This is a genomic window from Neobacillus sp. D3-1R (assembly GCF_052180215.1).
Classification (GTDB): Bacteria; Bacillota; Bacilli; order Bacillales; family Cytobacillaceae; genus Pseudoneobacillus.
In genome coordinates, this window is record NZ_CP197471.1 from 1,657,379 (window position 1) to 1,676,661 (window position 19,283).

17 protein-coding genes are annotated in these 19,283 nt (G+C 35.2%); 11 read left to right on the top strand and 6 right to left on the bottom strand.

Going from position 1 to position 19,283, the window contains the following annotated elements; all coding sequences use genetic code 11:
• The first annotated feature begins 13 nt into the window (after positions 1-13).
• The 4 genes from ACSBPO_RS08430 to ACSBPO_RS08445 all read left to right on the top strand — a co-directional run bounded on the left by ACSBPO_RS08430 (position 14) and on the right by ACSBPO_RS08445 (position 7,046).
• Complete coding sequence (locus ACSBPO_RS08430; protein ID WP_442599612.1) at positions 14-1,513, top strand: acyl-CoA synthetase; 1,500 nt, start codon at positions 14-16, stop codon at positions 1,511-1,513.
• A 203-nt stretch (positions 1,514-1,716) separates the two neighbouring features.
• Entirely contained in the window at positions 1,717-4,362 is a 2,646-nt protein-coding gene (mutS, locus tag ACSBPO_RS08435) for a DNA mismatch repair protein MutS (protein ID WP_442599613.1), read from the top strand.
• A gap of 21 nt (positions 4,363-4,383) precedes the next feature.
• Positions 4,384-6,255: a DNA mismatch repair endonuclease MutL gene (gene mutL, locus ACSBPO_RS08440; RefSeq protein ID WP_442599614.1), complete on the top strand. Its 1,872-nt coding sequence runs from the start codon at positions 4,384-4,386 to the stop codon at positions 6,253-6,255.
• A gap of 347 nt (positions 6,256-6,602) precedes the next feature.
• On the top strand, positions 6,603-7,046 hold the full coding sequence (locus ACSBPO_RS08445) for a hypothetical protein (protein WP_442599615.1): 444 nt from the start codon (positions 6,603-6,605) through the stop codon (positions 7,044-7,046).
• A gap of 39 nt (positions 7,047-7,085) precedes the next feature.
• On the opposite strand, the gene ACSBPO_RS08450 is transcribed toward ACSBPO_RS08445, so the two are convergent.
• Both ACSBPO_RS08450 and mreBH read right to left on the bottom strand, forming a co-directional pair.
• Positions 7,086-7,490, bottom strand: a complete 405-nt coding sequence (locus ACSBPO_RS08450) for a nucleoside 2-deoxyribosyltransferase (protein WP_442599616.1) — start codon at positions 7,488-7,490, stop codon at positions 7,086-7,088.
• 126 nt (positions 7,491-7,616) lie between these two features.
• Entirely contained in the window at positions 7,617-8,624 is a 1,008-nt protein-coding gene (gene mreBH / locus ACSBPO_RS08455) for a rod-share determining protein MreBH (protein ID WP_442599617.1), read from the bottom strand.
• 381 nt (positions 8,625-9,005) lie between these two features.
• Between mreBH and miaA the strand changes: the two genes are divergently transcribed.
• The 4 genes from miaA (at position 9,006) to ACSBPO_RS08475 (ending at position 12,419) form a co-directional block, all read left to right on the top strand.
• Complete coding sequence (gene miaA, locus ACSBPO_RS08460; protein WP_442599618.1) at positions 9,006-9,959, top strand: tRNA (adenosine(37)-N6)-dimethylallyltransferase MiaA; 954 nt, start codon at positions 9,006-9,008, stop codon at positions 9,957-9,959.
• A 30-nt stretch (positions 9,960-9,989) separates the two neighbouring features.
• Positions 9,990-10,226 carry an RNA chaperone Hfq gene (hfq, locus tag ACSBPO_RS08465; protein ID WP_442599619.1) on the top strand — a complete coding sequence of 79 codons (237 nt, stop codon included), beginning with the start codon at positions 9,990-9,992 and terminating at the stop codon, positions 10,224-10,226.
• A 517-nt stretch (positions 10,227-10,743) separates the two neighbouring features.
• Positions 10,744-11,691 (top strand): stage V sporulation protein K, encoded by a 948-nt coding sequence (gene spoVK, locus ACSBPO_RS08470; RefSeq protein ID WP_442599620.1) that lies wholly within the window; start codon positions 10,744-10,746, stop codon positions 11,689-11,691.
• Positions 11,692-11,813: 122 nt separating this feature from the next.
• On the top strand, positions 11,814-12,419 hold the full coding sequence (locus tag ACSBPO_RS08475; RefSeq protein ID WP_442599621.1) for a histidine phosphatase family protein: 606 nt from the start codon (positions 11,814-11,816) through the stop codon (positions 12,417-12,419).
• A gap of 216 nt (positions 12,420-12,635) precedes the next feature.
• Here the strand turns inward: ACSBPO_RS08475 and ACSBPO_RS08480 are convergent, their stop codons facing one another.
• Positions 12,636-13,310 (bottom strand): TerC family protein, encoded by a 675-nt coding sequence (locus ACSBPO_RS08480; RefSeq protein WP_442599622.1) that lies wholly within the window; start codon positions 13,308-13,310, stop codon positions 12,636-12,638.
• A gap of 509 nt (positions 13,311-13,819) precedes the next feature.
• On the opposite strand from ACSBPO_RS08480, the gene ACSBPO_RS08485 reads away from it, so the two are divergent.
• The gene (locus tag ACSBPO_RS08485; RefSeq protein WP_442599623.1) at positions 13,820-14,410 is read left to right on the top strand and encodes a YitT family protein; all 591 of its coding nucleotides are present in this window, start codon (positions 13,820-13,822) and stop codon (positions 14,408-14,410) included.
• Between the two features lie 66 nt (positions 14,411-14,476).
• Here the strand turns inward: ACSBPO_RS08485 and ACSBPO_RS08490 are convergent, their stop codons facing one another.
• From ACSBPO_RS08490 to ACSBPO_RS08500, 3 genes are all read right to left on the bottom strand, one after another.
• The gene (locus ACSBPO_RS08490) at positions 14,477-15,160 is read right to left on the bottom strand and encodes a TerC family protein (protein WP_442599624.1); all 684 of its coding nucleotides are present in this window, start codon (positions 15,158-15,160) and stop codon (positions 14,477-14,479) included.
• A gap of 38 nt (positions 15,161-15,198) precedes the next feature.
• Entirely contained in the window at positions 15,199-15,480 is a 282-nt protein-coding gene (locus ACSBPO_RS08495) for a YkvA family protein (RefSeq protein WP_442599625.1), read from the bottom strand.
• A gap of 284 nt (positions 15,481-15,764) precedes the next feature.
• On the bottom strand, positions 15,765-16,388 hold the full coding sequence (locus ACSBPO_RS08500) for a trimeric intracellular cation channel family protein (protein WP_442599626.1): 624 nt from the start codon (positions 16,386-16,388) through the stop codon (positions 15,765-15,767).
• A 209-nt stretch (positions 16,389-16,597) separates the two neighbouring features.
• Between ACSBPO_RS08500 and hflX the strand changes: the two genes are divergently transcribed.
• Together hflX and ACSBPO_RS08510 are read left to right on the top strand one after the other, a co-directional pair.
• The gene (gene hflX, locus ACSBPO_RS08505) at positions 16,598-17,854 is read left to right on the top strand and encodes a GTPase HflX (protein ID WP_442599627.1); all 1,257 of its coding nucleotides are present in this window, start codon (positions 16,598-16,600) and stop codon (positions 17,852-17,854) included.
• A gap of 14 nt (positions 17,855-17,868) precedes the next feature.
• Complete coding sequence (locus tag ACSBPO_RS08510; RefSeq protein ID WP_442599628.1) at positions 17,869-19,137, top strand: methionine gamma-lyase family protein; 1,269 nt, start codon at positions 17,869-17,871, stop codon at positions 19,135-19,137.
• Positions 19,138-19,283: the final 146 nt, after the last annotated feature.

Below are 19,283 nucleotides of genomic sequence, written 5' to 3' on the forward strand. Positions count from 1 at the left end.
GGAGAGTTGTTTAGTGAGGTGGGAACTGGATTGGCTTGAAAATCGAGCAAGAATTACTCCGAAGGCTCAGGCAGTCATTGATGCGGAGACAAATACAATTTGGAATTATAAACAACTGAATGAACGTGCCATCTCCTTTGCTAATTGGCTTTTAGAACAAGGAGTAAATAAAGGTGATCGGATTGCCCTACTTGCACCAAACCATATTAGTTATTTAGATATGTTATTTGCCTGTAAGAAAATCGGTGCTATTTTTGTACCGTTAAATTCTCGTTTGTCTATAAAAGAAATAAATGATATTCTATTAGACTGTACACCTAAACTTGTAGGAGTCCATGTTCGGTTTCAAGAGGTATTTTGCCAACTTGGGCACAGTGCAGACTTTAGAAAGTTTTTTGTAGGAAATGCACATTATGAAGCTATAGCTCTTCAGAAGGCTTGTCTTATTCAAGAGGCTGATATAAGGGATGATACGCCTCTTTTAATGATTTATACCGGAGGAACCACGGGAAAACCTAAAGGTGTTGTGCTAACCAACCAATCTGTTCTTTGGAACGGAATGAATACGGTTCTAAGCTGGAATTTATCCAGTGATGATATAACGCTAACATATATTCCTATGTTCCATACGGGAGGATTAAATGCTTTAACTGTTCCTGTTTTATTAACTGGTGGGACAGTCGTTATAGCCGATCAGTTCGAACCCAAAAAGGCAATTGAATATTTAAAAAGATACCGATGTACGATCGTTCTGTTTGTACCGACAATGTACCATATGATCATACAATTAGAAGAATTTCAAGAAGCGGAATTTCCTGATATGAAAACATTTTTATCAGGTGGGGCCCCTTGCCCCCACGAAATTTATGAAGCATTTTGGGAAAAAAGTTTATTTTTTAAAGAGGGATATGGGTTAACAGAAGCGGGGCCAAATAATTTTTTCATTGATCCAAAGGAAGCTCATGTAAAAAAAGGATCTGTAGGAAGACCGATGCTTTTTAATAATATCAAATTAATGAAAGATCATGGTCAGGAAGCAGAAGTAGATGAAGTTGGAGAAATTTGGATTAAAGGGAATCATTGCTTTTATGAATATTGGAATAACCAAGAAGCAACAAAAAATACGTTTATTAATGGATGGTTATGTACAGGAGATCTGGCAAAGAAAGATAAAGACGGATATTTTTATATTGTTGGTAGAAAAAAGGATATGATTATTACTGGCGGTGAAAATGTGTATCCTCTGGAAGTGGAACAGTGGCTTTTAACCCATTCAATGGTCGATGAAGTAGCTGTTGTTGGCTTACCGGATCAAAAATGGGGAGAGATGGTTACTGCTTTTGTTGTCCTAAAAAATAAGAATAGTATTTCAGAGGATGAACTAATAACCTATTGTTCACATAAACTTGGAAAATATAAAATTCCAAAGAGCTTTTATTTTATAGAACAGCTCCCAAAGACACATGTCGGTAAAATTGATAAAAAAGCATTACTAGAAATGAAATTCGTGTAATTCATATATAAGGAGCTAAAAAAGGGACTAAGCGATCAAGCTTTAGTCCCTTTTTTGTGGAACATAAAAAAAGTAAAAGTTAGTGAGTTTTAAGGGGGAATTAATTTATTGTTAAACAAATCCAATGACTGAAGGCAGGTCGACATTGTGGTATAATAAATTGTCGAATGATCGATTAGTAGATTGAAATGTTGGAGGAAATTATGGCAACTTATACGCCGATGATACAGCAATATCTTCAAGTAAAGGCAGAATACCAAGATGCCTTTTTATTTTTTCGTTTAGGAGATTTTTATGAAATGTTCTTTGAAGATGCTATTAAAGCATCTCAAGAATTAGAAATAACTTTAACTAGCAGGGAGGGTGGTACAGAGGAACGCATTCCAATGTGTGGTGTTCCATACCATTCCGCTCCGAATTATATAGAACAATTAATTGAAAAAGGATACAAGGTTGCTATTTGCGAACAAACAGAAGATCCCAAACAAGCAAAGGGTGTCGTAAAACGTGAAGTTGTTCAACTTATTACTCCAGGAACGGTAATGGAGGGGCGTGGTTTACACGATAAAGAGAACAACTTTTTAGCTACGATTACTTATTTTCCAGATGATGCGTTTGGTTTTGCTTATAACGACTTAACAACGGGTGAAGGGCGGGCTACTTTACTATCTGGGAATTTCGATGATGTTTTAAACGAGATTTCGATTTTAGGAGCGAAAGAAGTCGTAATAGATTCAAAGTTTGATATGGAATGGCAAAAGAAACTGCGTGATCGAAATGTAAGAGCTCTTTCCTTTGAAGACCAAACGGAAATGGATCCTACTTTTAGACAACTTTTAGAGACGGTCACAGAGGACAAGGTGCAAAAAACGGTTTCAAGAATGTTTCATTATTTATATCGAACTCAAAAAAGAAGCTTGGATCATCTTCAGCCAGTTAAAATATACGAGACCAAGCAATTCATGAAGATTGATTATTTCTCAAAAAGAAATTTGGAACTTACAGAAACCATTCGCTCAAAAGGGAAAAAGGGCTCCTTATTATGGTTACTTGATGAAACAATGACGGCAATGGGAGGAAGACAGCTCAAGCAATGGATGGAGCGACCTCTTATCGATCAAAAACAAATTGATCGTAGACATTCAGTGGTTGAATTGTTGATTCAAAATTATTTTGAACGCCAAGATATTCGAGAAAAACTGAAAGAAGTTTATGACCTAGAGCGTCTAGCTGGGAGAGTGGCGTTCGGTAATGTAAACGCTAGAGACCTTATTCAGTTAAAAAAATCATTAACACAAATCCCACCATTAAGAGAAATATTGCTCACATTTGGAAATGAGATAACCAATCGATTAGCTGATAGATTAGACCCATGTGAACAGGTAACTGACTTATTAGAGAGTGCCATAGTCGATCATCCTCCGCTTTCAGTTAAAGAAGGAAATATGATTCGTGATGGCTTTAATGAAGAACTTGACCGCTACCGGGATGCAAGCCGAAATGGAAAGACCTGGATTGCTGCACTTGAAAGACAGGAACGTGAAAAAACAGGCATTAAGTCATTAAAAATAGGCTATAATCGTGTTTTTGGCTATTATATCGAAGTTACAAGAGCTAACTTACACTTGCTGGAAGAAGGTCAGTACGAACGAAAGCAAACATTAACAAATGCAGAGCGATTTATTACACCTGAATTAAAAGAAAAAGAGGCATTAATTTTACAAGCAGAAGAAAAAAGTGGTGAATTAGAGTATGAAATCTTTACTCAAATTCGGGAGCGTGTAAAGGAATTCATTCCTAATCTTCAAGCGTTGGCAGTAGCGGTTAGTGAACTTGACGTCTTACAATGCTTTGCACAAGTGAGTGAAGATCGTCATTATGTAAAGCCCATCTTTTCGTCAGAACGAAAAATTTATATTAAAGAGGGTCGACATCCAGTAGTAGAAAAAGTTCTTTCAGCGCAAGAGTATGTTCCCAATGATTGCTACATGGATAATGAACGTGAAATCTTATTAATCACAGGTCCAAATATGTCCGGAAAAAGTACCTATATGCGTCAAATTGCATTAACCGCTATTTTGGCACAAGTTGGGTGTTTTGTTCCCGCATCACAGATAACTTTACCGATATTTGACCAAGTATTTACGCGTATAGGAGCAGCGGATGACCTGATTTCAGGACAAAGTACTTTTATGGTGGAAATGCTTGAAGCTAAAAACGCCATTGTAAATGCAACAAAAAATAGTCTAATTCTCTTTGATGAAATTGGGCGTGGTACCTCTACGTATGATGGAATGGCGCTAGCCCAGGCGATTATAGAATATATTCATGAACATATCGGAGCGAAAACCTTATTTTCAACACACTACCACGAGTTAACTGTTCTAGAGGAAGAGTTAAAGAATTTAAAAAATATTCATGTTAGCGCGATGGAACATAATGGTAAGCTTGTCTTTCTTCATAAGATTAAGGAAGGTGCAGCTGATAAAAGTTATGGAATTCATGTCGCAGAATTAGCGGAGCTGCCTAAAGAATTAATTAAAAGGGCAAATGATTTATTAAATAAGTTGGAACAAAAACAGAAAGCCGTGGAACTAATGGAAGATGCTGGTGTTAAAGAAGAAAGCCAACCATCAATATCCTCACAAACGACAACAAAGGTACAGGAGGAGAAGTCCGTTGGTATCGGTCAATTATCCTTTTTTGACGAACCAAAGGAAGGTTTCAAACCTGTCCTAGAAAAGGAGAAGAAGGTATTGGAGCAAATTAAAAAGCTTGATATCCTAGACTTAACTCCTTTGCAGGCTATGAACACATTATATGACCTTCAAAAAAAATTAAAAAACTAAAATATAGGAGGTGGCATTAAAATGGGTAAAATCATTCAATTGGATGATGCGCTTGCTAATAAGATTGCAGCGGGTGAAGTAGTTGAACGCCCTGCCTCCGTTGTGAAAGAAATAGTCGAAAATGCAATAGATGCAGGTAGTACAGTGATTGAAATTGAGATTGAAGAAGCCGGTCTTGCCAAGATTCGTATTACTGATAATGGCGATGGAATTGAGGAGTCTGACGTATTAACTGCTTTCCAAAGACATGCCACCAGTAAAATAAAAAATGAAAATGACTTATTCCGTATTCGAACACTTGGATTTAGAGGTGAGGCTTTACCAAGTATTGCCTCCGTTTCAAGACTAGAAATGAAAACTTCAACTGGAGATGAGGCTGGAAATCGTTTAGTTATTGAAGGGGGGAAAATGGAGGTTTTCGAAAAAGCTTCCAGTCGTAAAGGCACAGATATTACGGTATCTGATCTTTTTTATAACACTCCTGCTAGATTAAAATATATGAAAACGATTCATACAGAACTTGGAAATATTACAGATGTTGTGAACCGAATCGCTTTGTCTCATCCTGAAATTTCATTTCGATTGATACACAATGAACGAAAGCTTCTTCAAACGAATGGAAACGGAGATGTTCGCCAAGTATTAGCTGCCATTTATGGAATGAGTATAGTAAAAATGCTTGTACCTATAAAGGCAGAATCTCTTGATTTTAAGGTTTCTGGGTATATTTCTTTACCGGAGGTTACCCGGGCTTCCCGAAACTATATTACGACCATGATTAACGGTCGTTTTATCAAAAATTATGCCTTAGCAAGGGCAGTTCAAGAAGGTTACCATACCTTACTACCTATCGGACGATACCCGGTAGTCCTGTTAAATATTGAAATGGATCCGATATTAGTTGATGTAAACGTCCATCCTTCCAAAATGGAGGTCCGTTTAAGTAAAGAGCAAGAATTGAATGATTTGGTTACAAACGCGATAAAGACTAGTTTTAAAACTAAAACGTTGATCCCATCAGGAGCACCAACTTCAAAAGTAGAGAAGCCCAAAACGGAGCAAACGGCATTAGTACTTGAGGAAAAACCTTTCATCCATAGAGAGATTGAAAAACCTCCAATAGAACAAAATTTTGTGGGTGAAACAGTTCGTGAATTTGCTCCTGATTCTGAAATACTAAGTAATTGGAACACCTCTTCTTCTTTTAAAAATAATGATATTCCAGACATCTCTCCGATAGAAATGTTTAAAGAGGATATAGTTGAGGAAGAGAGAGTTGAAGACGTACACATTGAGGAAAAACCAGAACCTAGAGTTCCTATGCTATACCCAATCGGTCAAATGCATGGGACTTATATTTTCGCACAAAATGACCAAGGATTATATATTATTGACCAGCATGCTGCTCAAGAAAGAATTAAGTATGAATACTTTCGAGAGAAGGTAGGACAAGTGGAAAATGAACTACAAGAATTATTAGTTCCCTTAACATTTGAATATTCTACAGACGATTATATAAAAATAGTAGAATTTAAGAATGAATTAGAGCTTGTAGGGATATTCTTTGAAGAGTTTGGACATAACAGTTTCATTGTACGCTCTCATCCTCAATGGTTTTTAAAAGGATCGGAGAAAGAGATTATTGAAGAAATGATTGAACAGCTACTAGATATGAAAAAAGTAGACGTGAAAAAGCTAAGAGAAGAAGCGGCCATTATGATGAGTTGTAAAGCTTCCATAAAAGCAAATCGTCATCTGCGTCAAGACGAAATTCAGGCACTACTTAATGATTTAAGAAATAGTTCAGACCCATTTACATGCCCTCATGGCAGACCCATTATTATTCATTATTCAACATATGAAATGGAAAAGATGTTTAAACGAGTGATGTAATCATAACAAAAGAATTAATTAGAAAAGCATTACTTCTTGATGGAAGTGATGCTTTTTTTTTAGGCTCTTTTCTAAAACTTTGTTACTTTTGTAACTAAAAAAGAGAGATTTCACCATATCGGGTGATAAAATTCCTTTAAAAAATCAAGAAAAGAGCTGCTCACTTTTTAAGAAAAGCTGTAAAAATCCGGCTTTTGGGATTTTTACCTGAACCACAATCTATACGAAAACAGCCTTTTTTTAAAAAAACGAATGGAATGAAACATGATATGGGAATTCTCGTCAAATATTAATAAGTATATTGGTTTTAATTTCAAAATAGATTGTCCTGCTTAGGAGGTGTTTGATTGTTTGTTTTTGGGATTTTAACTACGTTTTTACCCATAGTCATTTTTATTTTTGTCTTAGTTTATGCCGTAAAACATAAGGAAAAGGGAGGCGAAAAAGTGATTCGACACTTATATACGTATTTGGTGCTCTTTGCAACTTTAATGATGGTTATTGGTGGGGGAATATCAATCTTTATGGGAGCTGCAGATTTAATTAGTCCACCGACCTATTATCAGAACTACAGTGATTATAAACAAATGAGAATCGATCAAGGTGAAACAAAGACAGAGATAAAAGAAAATGAATTACGAGCGGACTACAATCAAATGATACAAGAAGAAGAAGAGAGGGCGATTCAAAGTGCTAAAAACCAAATTATTAAAAGCCTAGGTTTTATAATCATTCCATTGCCCATTTTTCTTTATTTTAATCGCCTTAGAAAAAAACAATCAGACGAGTAATGTTAAAAAGCTGCGGGTAATTCCGCAGCTTTCTATATATTAATGGATGACAAATGTTTTTTCACTTTCTAGTACCATACTGATAAAGTCATCTATGTATCCGACAAAAGATTTTACTTCATCTAAAAAGTAAAATGTGCTGGTTGTCGCAAGATCGCGTATACCTTCATTAGGGGAATAAAGATAAACCCTCTTTTGTTGGCTAAGTGCCATTCCAAATTCAACATGGGTACCTTTTCCACCAGGTAACAATACAATGAGAAAATCTGCCTCCAAAACACCCTTTTTCTCAGCTTCTCCAATATTTTTTAATTCCTCAAAGTTATTTGGAGTATTGTTTTGTGTCCAGTCATATGTGTGAGTGAGACCGCAAGCCTTTAAATGGGCTGATACGTATTGCACCATTTCTTTATTTTGCAACCCAGATGCTATATAAAATTTCATTTTGTAATCACCTGATTCCTTGAAAGTTAGTACATTTATCATAATTGGTATAAAAGAAAGGTACAAGAAATAATTATTATTCCAATAAAAAAAGGAATTCTCGATTAAAGAGAATTCCCCCCTCAATTATTTTGCGATGGAATGTAATTTATCTATATATTTTAGTGCTTTACCAGTTCCTAGTGCAACAGATTCTAAAGGATTCGGAGCCAAATGAACAGGTACATCTATTTTTTTGCTAACCCATTCTTCCATTCCATTTAATAAAGCTCCTCCACCAGTTAAAATAACTCCACGGTCTACAATATCCCCACTTAATTCAGCAGGGCATTCCTCTAAAGTTGCACGGATAGCTTCTAAAATATGGGATAAGGACTCTTTCATTGCCTGTTGAATTTCAGTGGATTTAAGAGTGATGGTTTTAGGTAATCCCGTAACTAAATCTCTTCCTCTTACATTCATAGATTTGACTTCATGGTCAACAAGGGCATATCCAATTTCCATTTTTATATGCTCTGCAGTTCGTTCCCCAATTAAAATATTAAATACTTTTCGAACGTAGTTGATAATGTCCTCGTCTAAACGGTCGCCACCAATTCGTATGGAATGGCAAGCAACCACACCGCCGAAAGAGATAATGGCAACTTCGGTTGTTCCCCCGCCGATATCCACGATAACGTTCGCAACAGGCTCGTCTACAGGTAGACCTGCTCCAATAGCTGCAGCTACGGGTTCTTCAATTAAATGTACCTTCTTAGCCCCTGCGTTACGGACAGCATCTTGTATGGCTCTTCGGTCAACACTTGTAGATCCAGATGGAGCACACACAACAACATTCGGCTTTCGAATAGCAAAACCAAGAGTTTTGGAAGCCTTTCTCATAATATGCTGAAGCAATTCTGTTGTTATATCGAAATCTGCTATAACGCCATCTTTTAATGGACGAATGGCAACGATTTTTCCAGGGGTTTTACCGATCATCGCTTTTGCTTCTGTACCCACCGCTAGAACCTTTTTTGTTTCGGTGTCAATCGCTACAACCGATGGTTCATTCAGAGCAATTCCTTTATTTTTACTATAAACAAGTATATTTGCAGTACCTAAATCAATACCTAGTTCTAATGTTGATAACATTAAAATTCACATCCATTTCATTTATTTCTATCTGGGGTGTTTCTAAATTAGGTTTTCAGAGTATAAAAAGCCTTGGATATTGTATATAAAAACAAGTTAGAGGAATGAAACTTTCATTGGTTCATTCAAAATAGACAAATATATTTGTAAAAAATTTGTCGATATATGTTTCTGATAGGGTAACATGATTTTGGGGGTCGTTAGTCCTTTGTTACCAAACCGTTAAATAACTGTAATCTAATATGAAAAATTTAGTTATTTTGGATAACCTCTGGGGGAATAAAAAGCCGAGTTTATGGATATAATTTTTAGATGTTCTACTGCTTGCATGATTTATGTTAGGATGGAAGGAAAGTATGTTTAAAAAGGCAGTGTGAAATAGTGAATAGTAAAGAAAGATTATTGGTTCTTATTGGTCCTACTGCAGTAGGGAAAACCAAACTAAGTATTGAGCTTGCTAAAAAGTATAATGGTGAAATCATTAGTGGCGATTCCATGCAGATTTATAGAGGGATGGACATTGGAACAGCTAAAATTTTACCAGAAGAAATGGAAGGAATTCCCCATCATTTACTGGATATAAGAAATCCAGATGAAAGCTTTTCTGTTGCTGATTTCCAGGAACTTGTACGTGAGAAAATTTCTGAAATTCAAAGTAGGGGAAAGCTTCCGATGTTGGTTGGGGGAACCGGGTTGTACATTCAATCTGTCATTTATGATTATCAGTTTTCAGAAGTAATCTCAAACGAAGCCTTTCGACTTTCCTTAGAAGAGCAAGCAAAAGAAAAGGGTAATGAGTTTGTTCATGAAATGTTAAAACGACTTGATCCTGAAAGTGCTGAAAGAATTCATCCTAATAACCTAAGGAGAGTAATCCGGGCTATAGAAGTGTTTCATTTTACAGGGAAGACAATATCAGAATATCAAGAAGAACAAGAAAAAGAACTTCTATATAATGTGGCCCTTATCGGATTATCAATGGATAGAGAACAACTATATGAGCGTATAAATAAAAGAGTCGATTTAATGATAAAGGCAGGACTCCTCGAAGAAGTTCAATCGCTCTATGAACAAGGAATTAAAGATGTTCAATCTATCCAAGCAATTGGTTATAAGGAAATATATGAATATTTGGATGGCAAAATCGAATGGCAAGAGGCAATAGAAAAGTTGAAACAAAACTCAAGAAGATATGCTAAAAGACAATTAACATGGTTCCGTAACAAAATGGATGTCAAATGGTTCGATATGACTGAGAAGGACAGTTTATCGAAAAAAATGCTTGAAATTTCTTCATTTATTGAAGGAAAGCTTCAAATAAAAGCGAATACATAATATTAGAGATAATAGAGGAGGATACCCCAAATGAACAAATCCATTAATATTCAAGATCAATACTTAAACCAACTCCGTAAGGACAACACAAATGTGACAGTTTTCCTTTTAAATGGTTTCCAAATTAGAGGTCAAATCAAGGGTTTTGATAACTTTACAGTCCTTTTTGAATCAGAAGGAAAGCAACAATTAGTATATAAACACGCGATTTCAACATTTGCCCCACAAAGAAATGTTCAATTAGACTTAGAAAACACAGATAAATAATAAACAAACCAAAGCCTACTTTTGTAGGCTTTATTTTTTTTAGGCTCTTTTCTGAAACTTTGTTGCTTTTGTAATTAATAAATAGGCATTTCAAATATATAGGGTGTTAAACTCATAATAAAAATTAAGAAAAGAGCTGCTCACTTATTAAGAGAGCCTGTAAAAATCCGGCTTTAGGGATTTTTACGAAAACCACAATCTATACGAAAACAGCTTTTTTTTAAACAAACTTCCAAAAATCTTTAATGAATTGCACCATTTTTGAATAAATATAATTGAATAGGTTTAAGTATTTTCGATTTGTTATTAAATATTTAGATATTTCTCGGGAAAGCGCAAAAAACAACATATTTCTTAATGTGTATGCAGGAATTGCAATTATTTTGTCATATACGATCGAAGGGAAAAGTTGAAGAAAATTAAAAAGAATGAAGGGGAAGGGTTAATTGTAAATAGGCTTTTGTCACAAACGTGCACATCAACGCGTATACTGTCTGGTGAATGAGAGGTGAAAGCTTTGGATCAACCGATGCGCATGAAAAATAACGGGCAAATTAGCATTGTTCTTAATTCTCAAAAGAGAAATTCTCTCGCAAAAGAAATAGTGGAAACCCCAGTTGCTCCAAAGGCCATTCCTCCTGAGCATGCTGCATTAAAAGAAATTGAAGATGAGCTCGGGCAATTAGTGGGAATGGAAGAAATGAAAAGAATGATAAAAGAAATATATGCCTGGCTATATGTAAATAAAAAACGTGATGAAATTGGTTTAAAAACCGGTAAACAAGCACTTCATATGATGTTTAAAGGAAATCCTGGGACAGGTAAAACAACCGTTGCAAGGCTTATAGGAAAATTATTTCTTAAAATGAATGTATTATCTAAGGGACATTTAATTGAAGCGGAAAGAGCAGATTTAGTAGGTGAATATATAGGACATACCGCACAAAAAACTCGTGATTTAATAAAAAAAGCAATGGGTGGGATTCTTTTTATCGATGAAGCTTATTCCTTAGGTCGAGGTGGGGAAAAAGATTTTGGAAAAGAAGCGATTGATACATTAGTCAAACATATGGAAGATAAACAGCATGATTTTATTCTTATCTTAGCTGGATACTCACGAGAAATGGAATACTTCTTAAGTTTGAATCCAGGATTGCATTCACGTTTCCCACTTGTGATCGACTTTCCAGATTATAGTATTGATCAATTAATGGAAATTGGTAACCGAATGTTGGTTGAAAGAGAATATAACTTAAGTCATGAGGCAGAGAAGAAACTCAGGGATCACCTATACTGGTTAAAATCCAGTTTAACCCCTAATAGCTTTTCGAATGGTAGATATATACGAAATGTCATTGAAAAATCGATTAGAACTCAAGCAATGAGGCTGTTAATGTTAAATAACTTTGATCGACATGATTTAGTAACAATTCGAAGTAATGATTTAGTATTTGAGGAGGATTAATTCTTTTTATTAATCTTTTAGCACAGCGCCCTTAATGGAGCGCTGTTTTCTTTTTGGAAGGATAAATAAACACCACTGTAGAATTTTATCAATAAATGTCAATAAGAAAGGAAAAGAAAACTATGAAGATATTACTAATACGGCACGGACAATCAGAAGCAGATTTATTGGATGTTCATGAAGGAAGAGCTAACTACTCTCTTACACCCCTAGGGACTATTCAAGCCAGTAAAATGTCCAAATGGGTTAAAAAAAGATATAAACCCGATTTGATTTGGACAAGTACTCTTAATAGAGCAAAAGAGACTGCTGAAATACTGAGTAAAGAAACAGGAGTACCTATAAAGGAAGAAGAGGGGCTTAAAGAATTTAATAATGGAGTATTAGCAGGAATGAAACGTTCGGAGGCTAAAATTCAATACCCTGAACCTATAGGTGGTCGTAAACCTCATGAGAGAATTAAAGATGGCGAATCTGAACTGGAGTTTAGATTACGTGCGGAAATAACACTTTCGAAGATTTTATCCGAATCAGAGGGGATGGAGTTTATTGTTATCGTGTCTCATGGGGGAATGATATCGAATTTATTAAAGTCATTTTTAGGATTGCCCATACATAATAGAAGTAGATTTTTAACAGGAGATACAGGGGTGCATTATGTTGTTAAAGATGGAAATTACCTAAGTATTGTATTTTTGAATAGTCAGGAACATTTGCAAGAAGAATAGAAAAAGGGAGGAAGTCCTCCCTTTTTATTTTTAAAATTATGAATGATGTTTTCGTATAAATTGTGGTTTTGGTAAAAATCCCAATAGTCGGATTTTTACATCTCTTCTTAAGAAGTGAGTAGCTCTTTTCATGATTTTTAAACGAGTATTATCATTCTTCACTGAGAAATCACTTTAAATAAATTAGAAAAGCAACAAAGTTTTAGAAAAGAGCCTTTATGAATGATGTTGAACGCTTTTTTTGGATAATCCACTTAGCTTTCCAACTATTACAACAAAAGCTGCTAATAGTAATGGAAGAATAATATGGAAGCTGCTATTGAGGTTTTCGAAGAAATGACCAACTGCTCGATCGCTTAGAATCATTTCGCCGGCTGTATATCCTAAAAGGGCAGCACCTAGAATGACAATAATCGGAAACTTTTCCATTATGACCATTAAAAGTTGGCTTCCCCAAATGATTAAAGGAATACTAATAGCTAAACCGATTAGAATTAACAACATATTTCCATTTGCTGCTCCTGCAACGGCTACAACATTATCTAAACTCATAACAAGGTCGGCGATGATAATGGTCTTTATAGCTCCAATTAGGTTAGAACTCCCCTCAACATCTTCTTCTTCTTCACCTTTTAATAGTTTAATGGCGATCCATAACAATAAAATTCCACCAATTAAATTTAAATATGGTATCTGTAATAGATAGACAGCCACAAAGGTTAATATGACTCTTAGTGCTATTGCTCCGAAACTTCCAAGAAATACTGCTTTCTTTTGGTATTTTTCATCCAAATTACGACATGCAAGAGCAATTACAACGGCATTATCACCACTCAAAACAATATTAATAAGGATAATTTCAAATAATCCAATTAGAAACTCACTACTCATGAAGATTCCCTCCTTTTTGTATTTTTATATATAGAAACCTATTTTCAAAGCACTATTCAAACGATTGAATAGGGGAAAAAGATTTGTACATTTTATATCTTACGGTTTTGATAAAAAGGGATAATCCCTTTATCAGATGATCCGGACCAAAAGAAAAAACCTTTATCTAATAGATAAAGGCCCATAAAAAGAGACCTTTACCTACTGAACGGTAAAGGTCTCGCAAACAACAATTTTGTTGCCAACAAAGCCGGGGAATTATATCCCGTAATGACGACTTTGCTGTGACAGCTACTCCCCTTTAAAAGGATGAAACGAATCATTTTCTTATAATATATTTTAATTAGAAATGGTAAGGAAGTCAAGATAATTACGTGCTTGTCAAGTGGAAATTACGAGAATATTAGTTCAATATACTATCAAACTGTTAATTTTATAATGGCTTCTAATTAATCAAGGTATGCATATAAATATAACATGTCCAAATGTAACTAGGGATGAGTGATCACATGACTTACAAACAAAAAGCCTTTGCGATTTTAATAGGAAGTTTATTTTTATCCATTGGAATCAATTTTTTTCTTGTCCCATTTGAATTATTAGATGGGGGGATCATTGGTATTGGATTAATTATTAATTATTTGATGGGGATAAAAGCAGGTTTAGCTATTATTTTCTTAAGTATACCTGTTTTTATATTAGCATGGTTATATAATCGGGCTTATTTTTTTAATAGCCTTCATGGGATGTTATTTTCTTCATTTGCAATAGATTTGTTATTTCCACTTCATGAGAAGTTTTCTTCTGTCTTTGAGTTACCCCCGATCGTTAGCTCCATTTTGGGTGGTATTTTTGTTGGAATTGGGATAGGTGTAATGCTGAGATTTGAAACGAGTACAGGTGGGACCGATTTATTAGCGCAATTTCTTTCAGATAATTTAAAAATTAACGTTGGTATCGTTATTTTTTTGATTGACGCCATTGTGATAGGAGCAGGTGGGTTATTACTATCAAGTGAAACGTTTTTGTTATCAGTATTAACGATTATCTTTGTCGGTGTAGCAACGAGTCTATGTACAATAAAAGTAAGACAAGTTTAATCAGAAATGATAAAATCCACCAACCATTGTCATCGCATAGGTTGGTGGATAACTCAGACAAAATGATTAAGCGGACTTAGCCATTTCATTTTCTTTCTTTTTCTTCTTTATTCTTCCTGATAAAATGACGCCAATGACAATTAAAGCAGATATCCCCCATTTTAGAATTGGATTATCATCAAAAAGCCCTTTTATAAATTTTTCTCCTGTGATCATTTTGGAGGCTGTAAATGCAAGAACACCAGCCCCTATAGTAATAATAATCGGATAGCGGTCAACCCACTTTAGTATTAATGTGCTTCCCCAAACAACAATAGGAACTGATACTAATAATCCAATTACAACAAGACTGAAGTCTCCATGTGCTGCTCCTGCTACTGCTAAAACATTATCAAGTCCCATCAATGCATCTGCGATTACAATCGTTTTAATGGCTGCCCAAAAGCTTTTTGAAGGTTTAACATCATGATTCTTATCTTCGACAAGAAGCTTAAACGCAATCCAAACAAGAAGAACTCCGCCAATTAATAAAAGACCAGGAATTTTTAAAAGCCAAACCACTACTAGTGTCGCTAATATTCGAATCAGAATAGCACCAAAAGCACCCCAAATGATTACCTTTTTTTGTTGGTTTTTTGGCAATGTTCTAGCAGCAAGACCAATAACTATGGCGTTGTCTCCTGCAAGTACTAAATCAATGATAATAATACTTAATAAAGCTGATAAATATCCCGATGAAAAGAATTCCATTCCATCATCCTCCTAAAATAATATTTAATAGGTTACTTTTACTTTTCAAGCAATCCGTGTTTTTCTTTTAGTGAATAAGGAGCTATTTTAATAATTTGCTGTAATATAAATAAGAAAAAACTTACATCATCAATAATCCCGAAAAATGCTATAAAATCTGGGATTAGATCAAGCGGTAAATAAAAATAAACAATAATTAAGAAAAGAGAAATAGCTTTTTTCTTTAGTGAAATATCTTTGGAACGGAAGAAATCAAATAAAAATGGTATGAACTTTTTTACGTTGAAAATGAATCGTATGCGCTGAAAGAATTTTTTCAATTTACATTACCTCCTATTACTCATGATTTTTGTAATTGCCATAAAAAAATGACCTTTACACAAGTGTAAAGGTCATTGAAGAAAACAAAAAAGACCCTTACCCAATCGGTAAAGGTCTTGCTAACAACGGTAATGTTGCCAACAAAGCCGAGGATGTACATCCCGAAATGACGACTTTGCTGTAAAAGCTACTCCCCTTCATAGAAGAAGTATTTAATTTTAAGAATAGTTTACTTGATTGCTAGTAAACAAGTCAAGCATTTATTTTATTATACTAAACCTAATTAATAAGTGTTCGTTGTTGTAGAAGTGCGAATACTTTTAATTGGTAACTTCCATTGAAAAGTGTAAGATAATACTCTTAATACAGTAATAATTAAAAATAATGAGTAAAGCTCAATAGGGGTTTTAGTAATTTTAAACCCTATTGCGAAACCACAAAGGATGGCCCAAACAGCATAAATTTCTGCTTTTAAAACAACGGGTTTTCTGCCAGCTAATAAATCACGGATGATTCCACCGCCACTCCCTGTTAAAACAGCTGCCACAATGATAGCACTCATTGGATGATTCATATTGGAGGCGTAAAGAGCACCTTGAATAGCGAACGCAGCTAATCCAATTGCATCAAAAAAGTTACCGAATCGTTGCCAATGTTTTAATAAATTATTAGGAAAAATATAGACCGCTGTAATGGCTAATAGCGCGGTTTGAAAAAAGATCCCTTGGTCCCAAATTGCAGAAACCGGAACTCCAATTAACAGATTACGAATTGCTCCTCCACCAAAAGCGGTTACAATTCCTAAAATATAAACTCCTAATATATCATATTCCTCTTCCATTGCCACAAATGCCCCACTCATTGCAAAAGCAATTGTCCCTATCAAACTTAAAACTTCCCAAGTCATCTTCCTAACCCCTCGTGATGAAATCTCTAATAAGCAAACATATTGATTTTATCACTTCTACCAAAAAATTCAATCACTATTTTCACTTTCATACTTTAAAGCATTGGGGGTCAGACCCCCAATGCTTTAAAGTATGAAAGGTATTTTTATTTAGGTTTGCTTTTTGGTATTATGTAAGGATAGAAAATGATGGAAAGAAGGCTGATTATTTGGAACAACGTACAGAATATGAAAAAGTCATATTAGTTGGTTGTCAGACAACAGAAGATGACACCAAATTTCAATATTCCTTAGATGAATTAGCAGCGTTGGTGGAAACAGCAAAAGGTAAAGTCCTAGGATCGATTAGTCAAAAAAGGGAAAGAATTCATCCTGCAACCTATATAGGTAAGGGGAAAGTAGAGGAATTAAAAGCCTTAGCTGATGAAATGGAAGCAGATTTGATTATATTTAATGACGAGCTTTCTCCAAGTCAAAATCGAAATCTCGCTGAGCATTTAAATGCTCGAATCATTGACCGAACGCAGCTCATACTGGATATTTTTGCACAAAGAGCCCGTTCAAAGGAAGGAAAACTTCAAGTCGAACTCGCACAATTACAATATTTAATGCCAAGATTGATGGGGCAAGGAACCGCTTTGTCAAGACTTGGTGGTGGTATTGGTACTCGTGGTCCTGGGGAAACCAAGCTCGAATCAGATCGTCGCCATATCCGTCGACGAGTTGATGATATTAAAGAACAATTGCGTGTTATTGTTCAGCATCGTGACAGGTACCGGGAAAGAAGGAAAAAGAATAAAGCCTTCCAATTAGCTTTAGTGGGTTATACCAATGCTGGAAAATCAACTTTATTCAATCGGTTATCGGAAGCCGAGTCTTATGAAGAAAATCAGCTTTTCGCCACATTGGATCCGATGACAAGAAAAATGGTTTTACCAAGCGGGTATATTACATTAATAACGGATACTGTAGGATTTATCCAAGACCTTCCAACGACACTGGTTGCAGCCTTTCGCTCAACATTAGAGGAGGCGAAAGAAGCGGATCTGTTACTTCATGTGGTGGATATGTCAAATCAAGATTATTTTCAACAAGAACAGACTGTGAATAAAATTTTGAAAGAGCTTGATATTGAACAAATTCCCCAACTAACCGTCTATAATAAGCGTGACTTAAAGCATCCAGATTTTGTACCAAGTGCGAACACAAATGCTATAATTATTAGTGCCTTTAATGAGGATGATCGTTCCAACCTTAAACGGAAAATAGAAGAAGTTATTATTGGGATGATGGAACCATATCATGTCAATGTCCCTTCCTCAGAAGGAAAATTGTTGGCATTATTGAAAAATGAAACCATCTTAAGGGAACTAGCCTATAATGAAGAACAGGATTTCTATAAATGTAAGGGTTATGCCTTAAAAGATCATCAAATTAGTGGTCAATTACTAAAATATAAAGTTTAGAATGGAGTAACAAAATGTTTCAACATTTAAAAAATGGGGATATACTTCAGCCTTTAGTTCAAGAAGTGGAAAAACAAATTCGTTCCATACATCAAGAAATAGAAGAGCGGATCGATTCTAACCAGTTCAGAGTATTACATAGTTTTCAAAACCATAAGGTGAGTGACTCACATTTTATTCCTTCTACCGGATATGGTTATGATGACACAGGTCGCGATACATTAGAAAAAATCTACGCTGAAGTATTTGGTGCGGAAGCGGGACTAGTTAGACCGCAAATTATTTCAGGTACACATGCGATTAGCATTGCATTATTTGGAGTACTTCGGCCAGGTGATGAACTACTCTATATAACAGGGAAACCGTATGATACATTAGAAGAAATTGTTGGACTTCGAGGAAGTGGCATCGGTTCTTTAAAGGAGTTTGGAATTTCATATCAAAGTGTTGATCTTACAAATGAAGGTAAAATTGACTATGATGAAGTTGCAAAACAAATTAACTCAAATACCAAAATGATCGGTATTCAACGCTCCAAAGGTTATGCAACAAGACCTTCATTTATGATAGACGAAATAAAAGAGATGATTCAATTTGTTAAAGAAATAAAATCAGATGTTGTCGTTTTTGTTGATAATTGCTACGGGGAGTTCGTAGAGGATTTAGAACCTTGTCATGTTGGAGCCGATTTAATGGCAGGTTCTTTGATAAAAAATCCTGGTGGTGGCATTGCTAAAACTGGTGGCTATATTGTAGGTAAAACAAAGTGGGTAGAGGCTTGTTCGTATCGAATGACTTCACCAGGAATAGGGGCAGAAGCCGGGGCGTCTTTATACAGTTTGCAAGAAATGTATCAAGGGTTTTTTTTAGCACCACATGTGGTGGGTCAAGCATTGAAAGGAGCGGTCTTTACTGCTGCAATGCTTGAAAGATTAGGAATGAATTCCGAACCGAAATGGAATAAAAAACGAACAGATTTAATCCAATCGGTACAATTTGATAATCGTGATAAAATGGTGGCTTTTTGTCAGGCGATTCAATTTTCTTCTCCGATTAATTCACATGTTACACCATACCCAAGTTATATGCCTGGATATGAGGATGATGTAATAATGGCGGCAGGTACCTTCATTCAAGGGGCGAGCATTGAATTAACAGCAGATGGTCCAACAAGACCTCCTTATGTAGCATATGTACAAGGTGGATTAACGTATTCTCATGTTAAAATAGCTATTTGTAGCGCTCTAGACCGTTTAATGGAAAAGGGTCTAATTAATTTATAATGATAACCCCCAATGGACAGGATAAAATGTTCTTTGGGGGTTTTTTATATAATGTTAGGGTATAATAAAGACATGTAAATTCCATGTAAGAAAACCTCACATAAGATTGACACTTAACTCTACATAGAATATACTAATTTCATAAA

What these genes read in the sequence shown, in the direction of transcription:
- ACSBPO_RS08490 (WP_442599624.1), bottom strand. Translation starts at nt 15,160, where the DNA reads ATGGAATTCTTTTCATCGGGATATTTATCAGCTTTATTAAGTATTATT.
- mutS (WP_442599613.1), top strand. Translation starts at nt 1,717, where the DNA reads ATGGCAACTTATACGCCGATGATACAGCAATATCTTCAAGTAAAGGCA.
- ACSBPO_RS08510 (WP_442599628.1), top strand. Translation starts at nt 17,869, where the DNA reads ATGTTTCAACATTTAAAAAATGGGGATATACTTCAGCCTTTAGTTCAA.
- ACSBPO_RS08500 (WP_442599626.1), bottom strand. Translation starts at nt 16,388, where the DNA reads ATGACTTGGGAAGTTTTAAGTTTGATAGGGACAATTGCTTTTGCAATG.
- mreBH (WP_442599617.1), bottom strand. Translation starts at nt 8,624, where the DNA reads ATGTTATCAACATTAGAACTAGGTATTGATTTAGGTACTGCAAATATA.
- mutL (WP_442599614.1), top strand. Translation starts at nt 4,384, where the DNA reads ATGGGTAAAATCATTCAATTGGATGATGCGCTTGCTAATAAGATTGCA.
- hfq (WP_442599619.1), top strand. Translation starts at nt 9,990, where the DNA reads ATGAACAAATCCATTAATATTCAAGATCAATACTTAAACCAACTCCGT.
- ACSBPO_RS08485 (WP_442599623.1), top strand. Translation starts at nt 13,820, where the DNA reads ATGACTTACAAACAAAAAGCCTTTGCGATTTTAATAGGAAGTTTATTT.
- ACSBPO_RS08450 (WP_442599616.1), bottom strand. Translation starts at nt 7,490, where the DNA reads ATGAAATTTTATATAGCATCTGGGTTGCAAAATAAAGAAATGGTGCAA.
- ACSBPO_RS08480 (WP_442599622.1), bottom strand. Translation starts at nt 13,310, where the DNA reads ATGAGTAGTGAGTTTCTAATTGGATTATTTGAAATTATCCTTATTAAT.
- ACSBPO_RS08475 (WP_442599621.1), top strand. Translation starts at nt 11,814, where the DNA reads ATGAAGATATTACTAATACGGCACGGACAATCAGAAGCAGATTTATTG.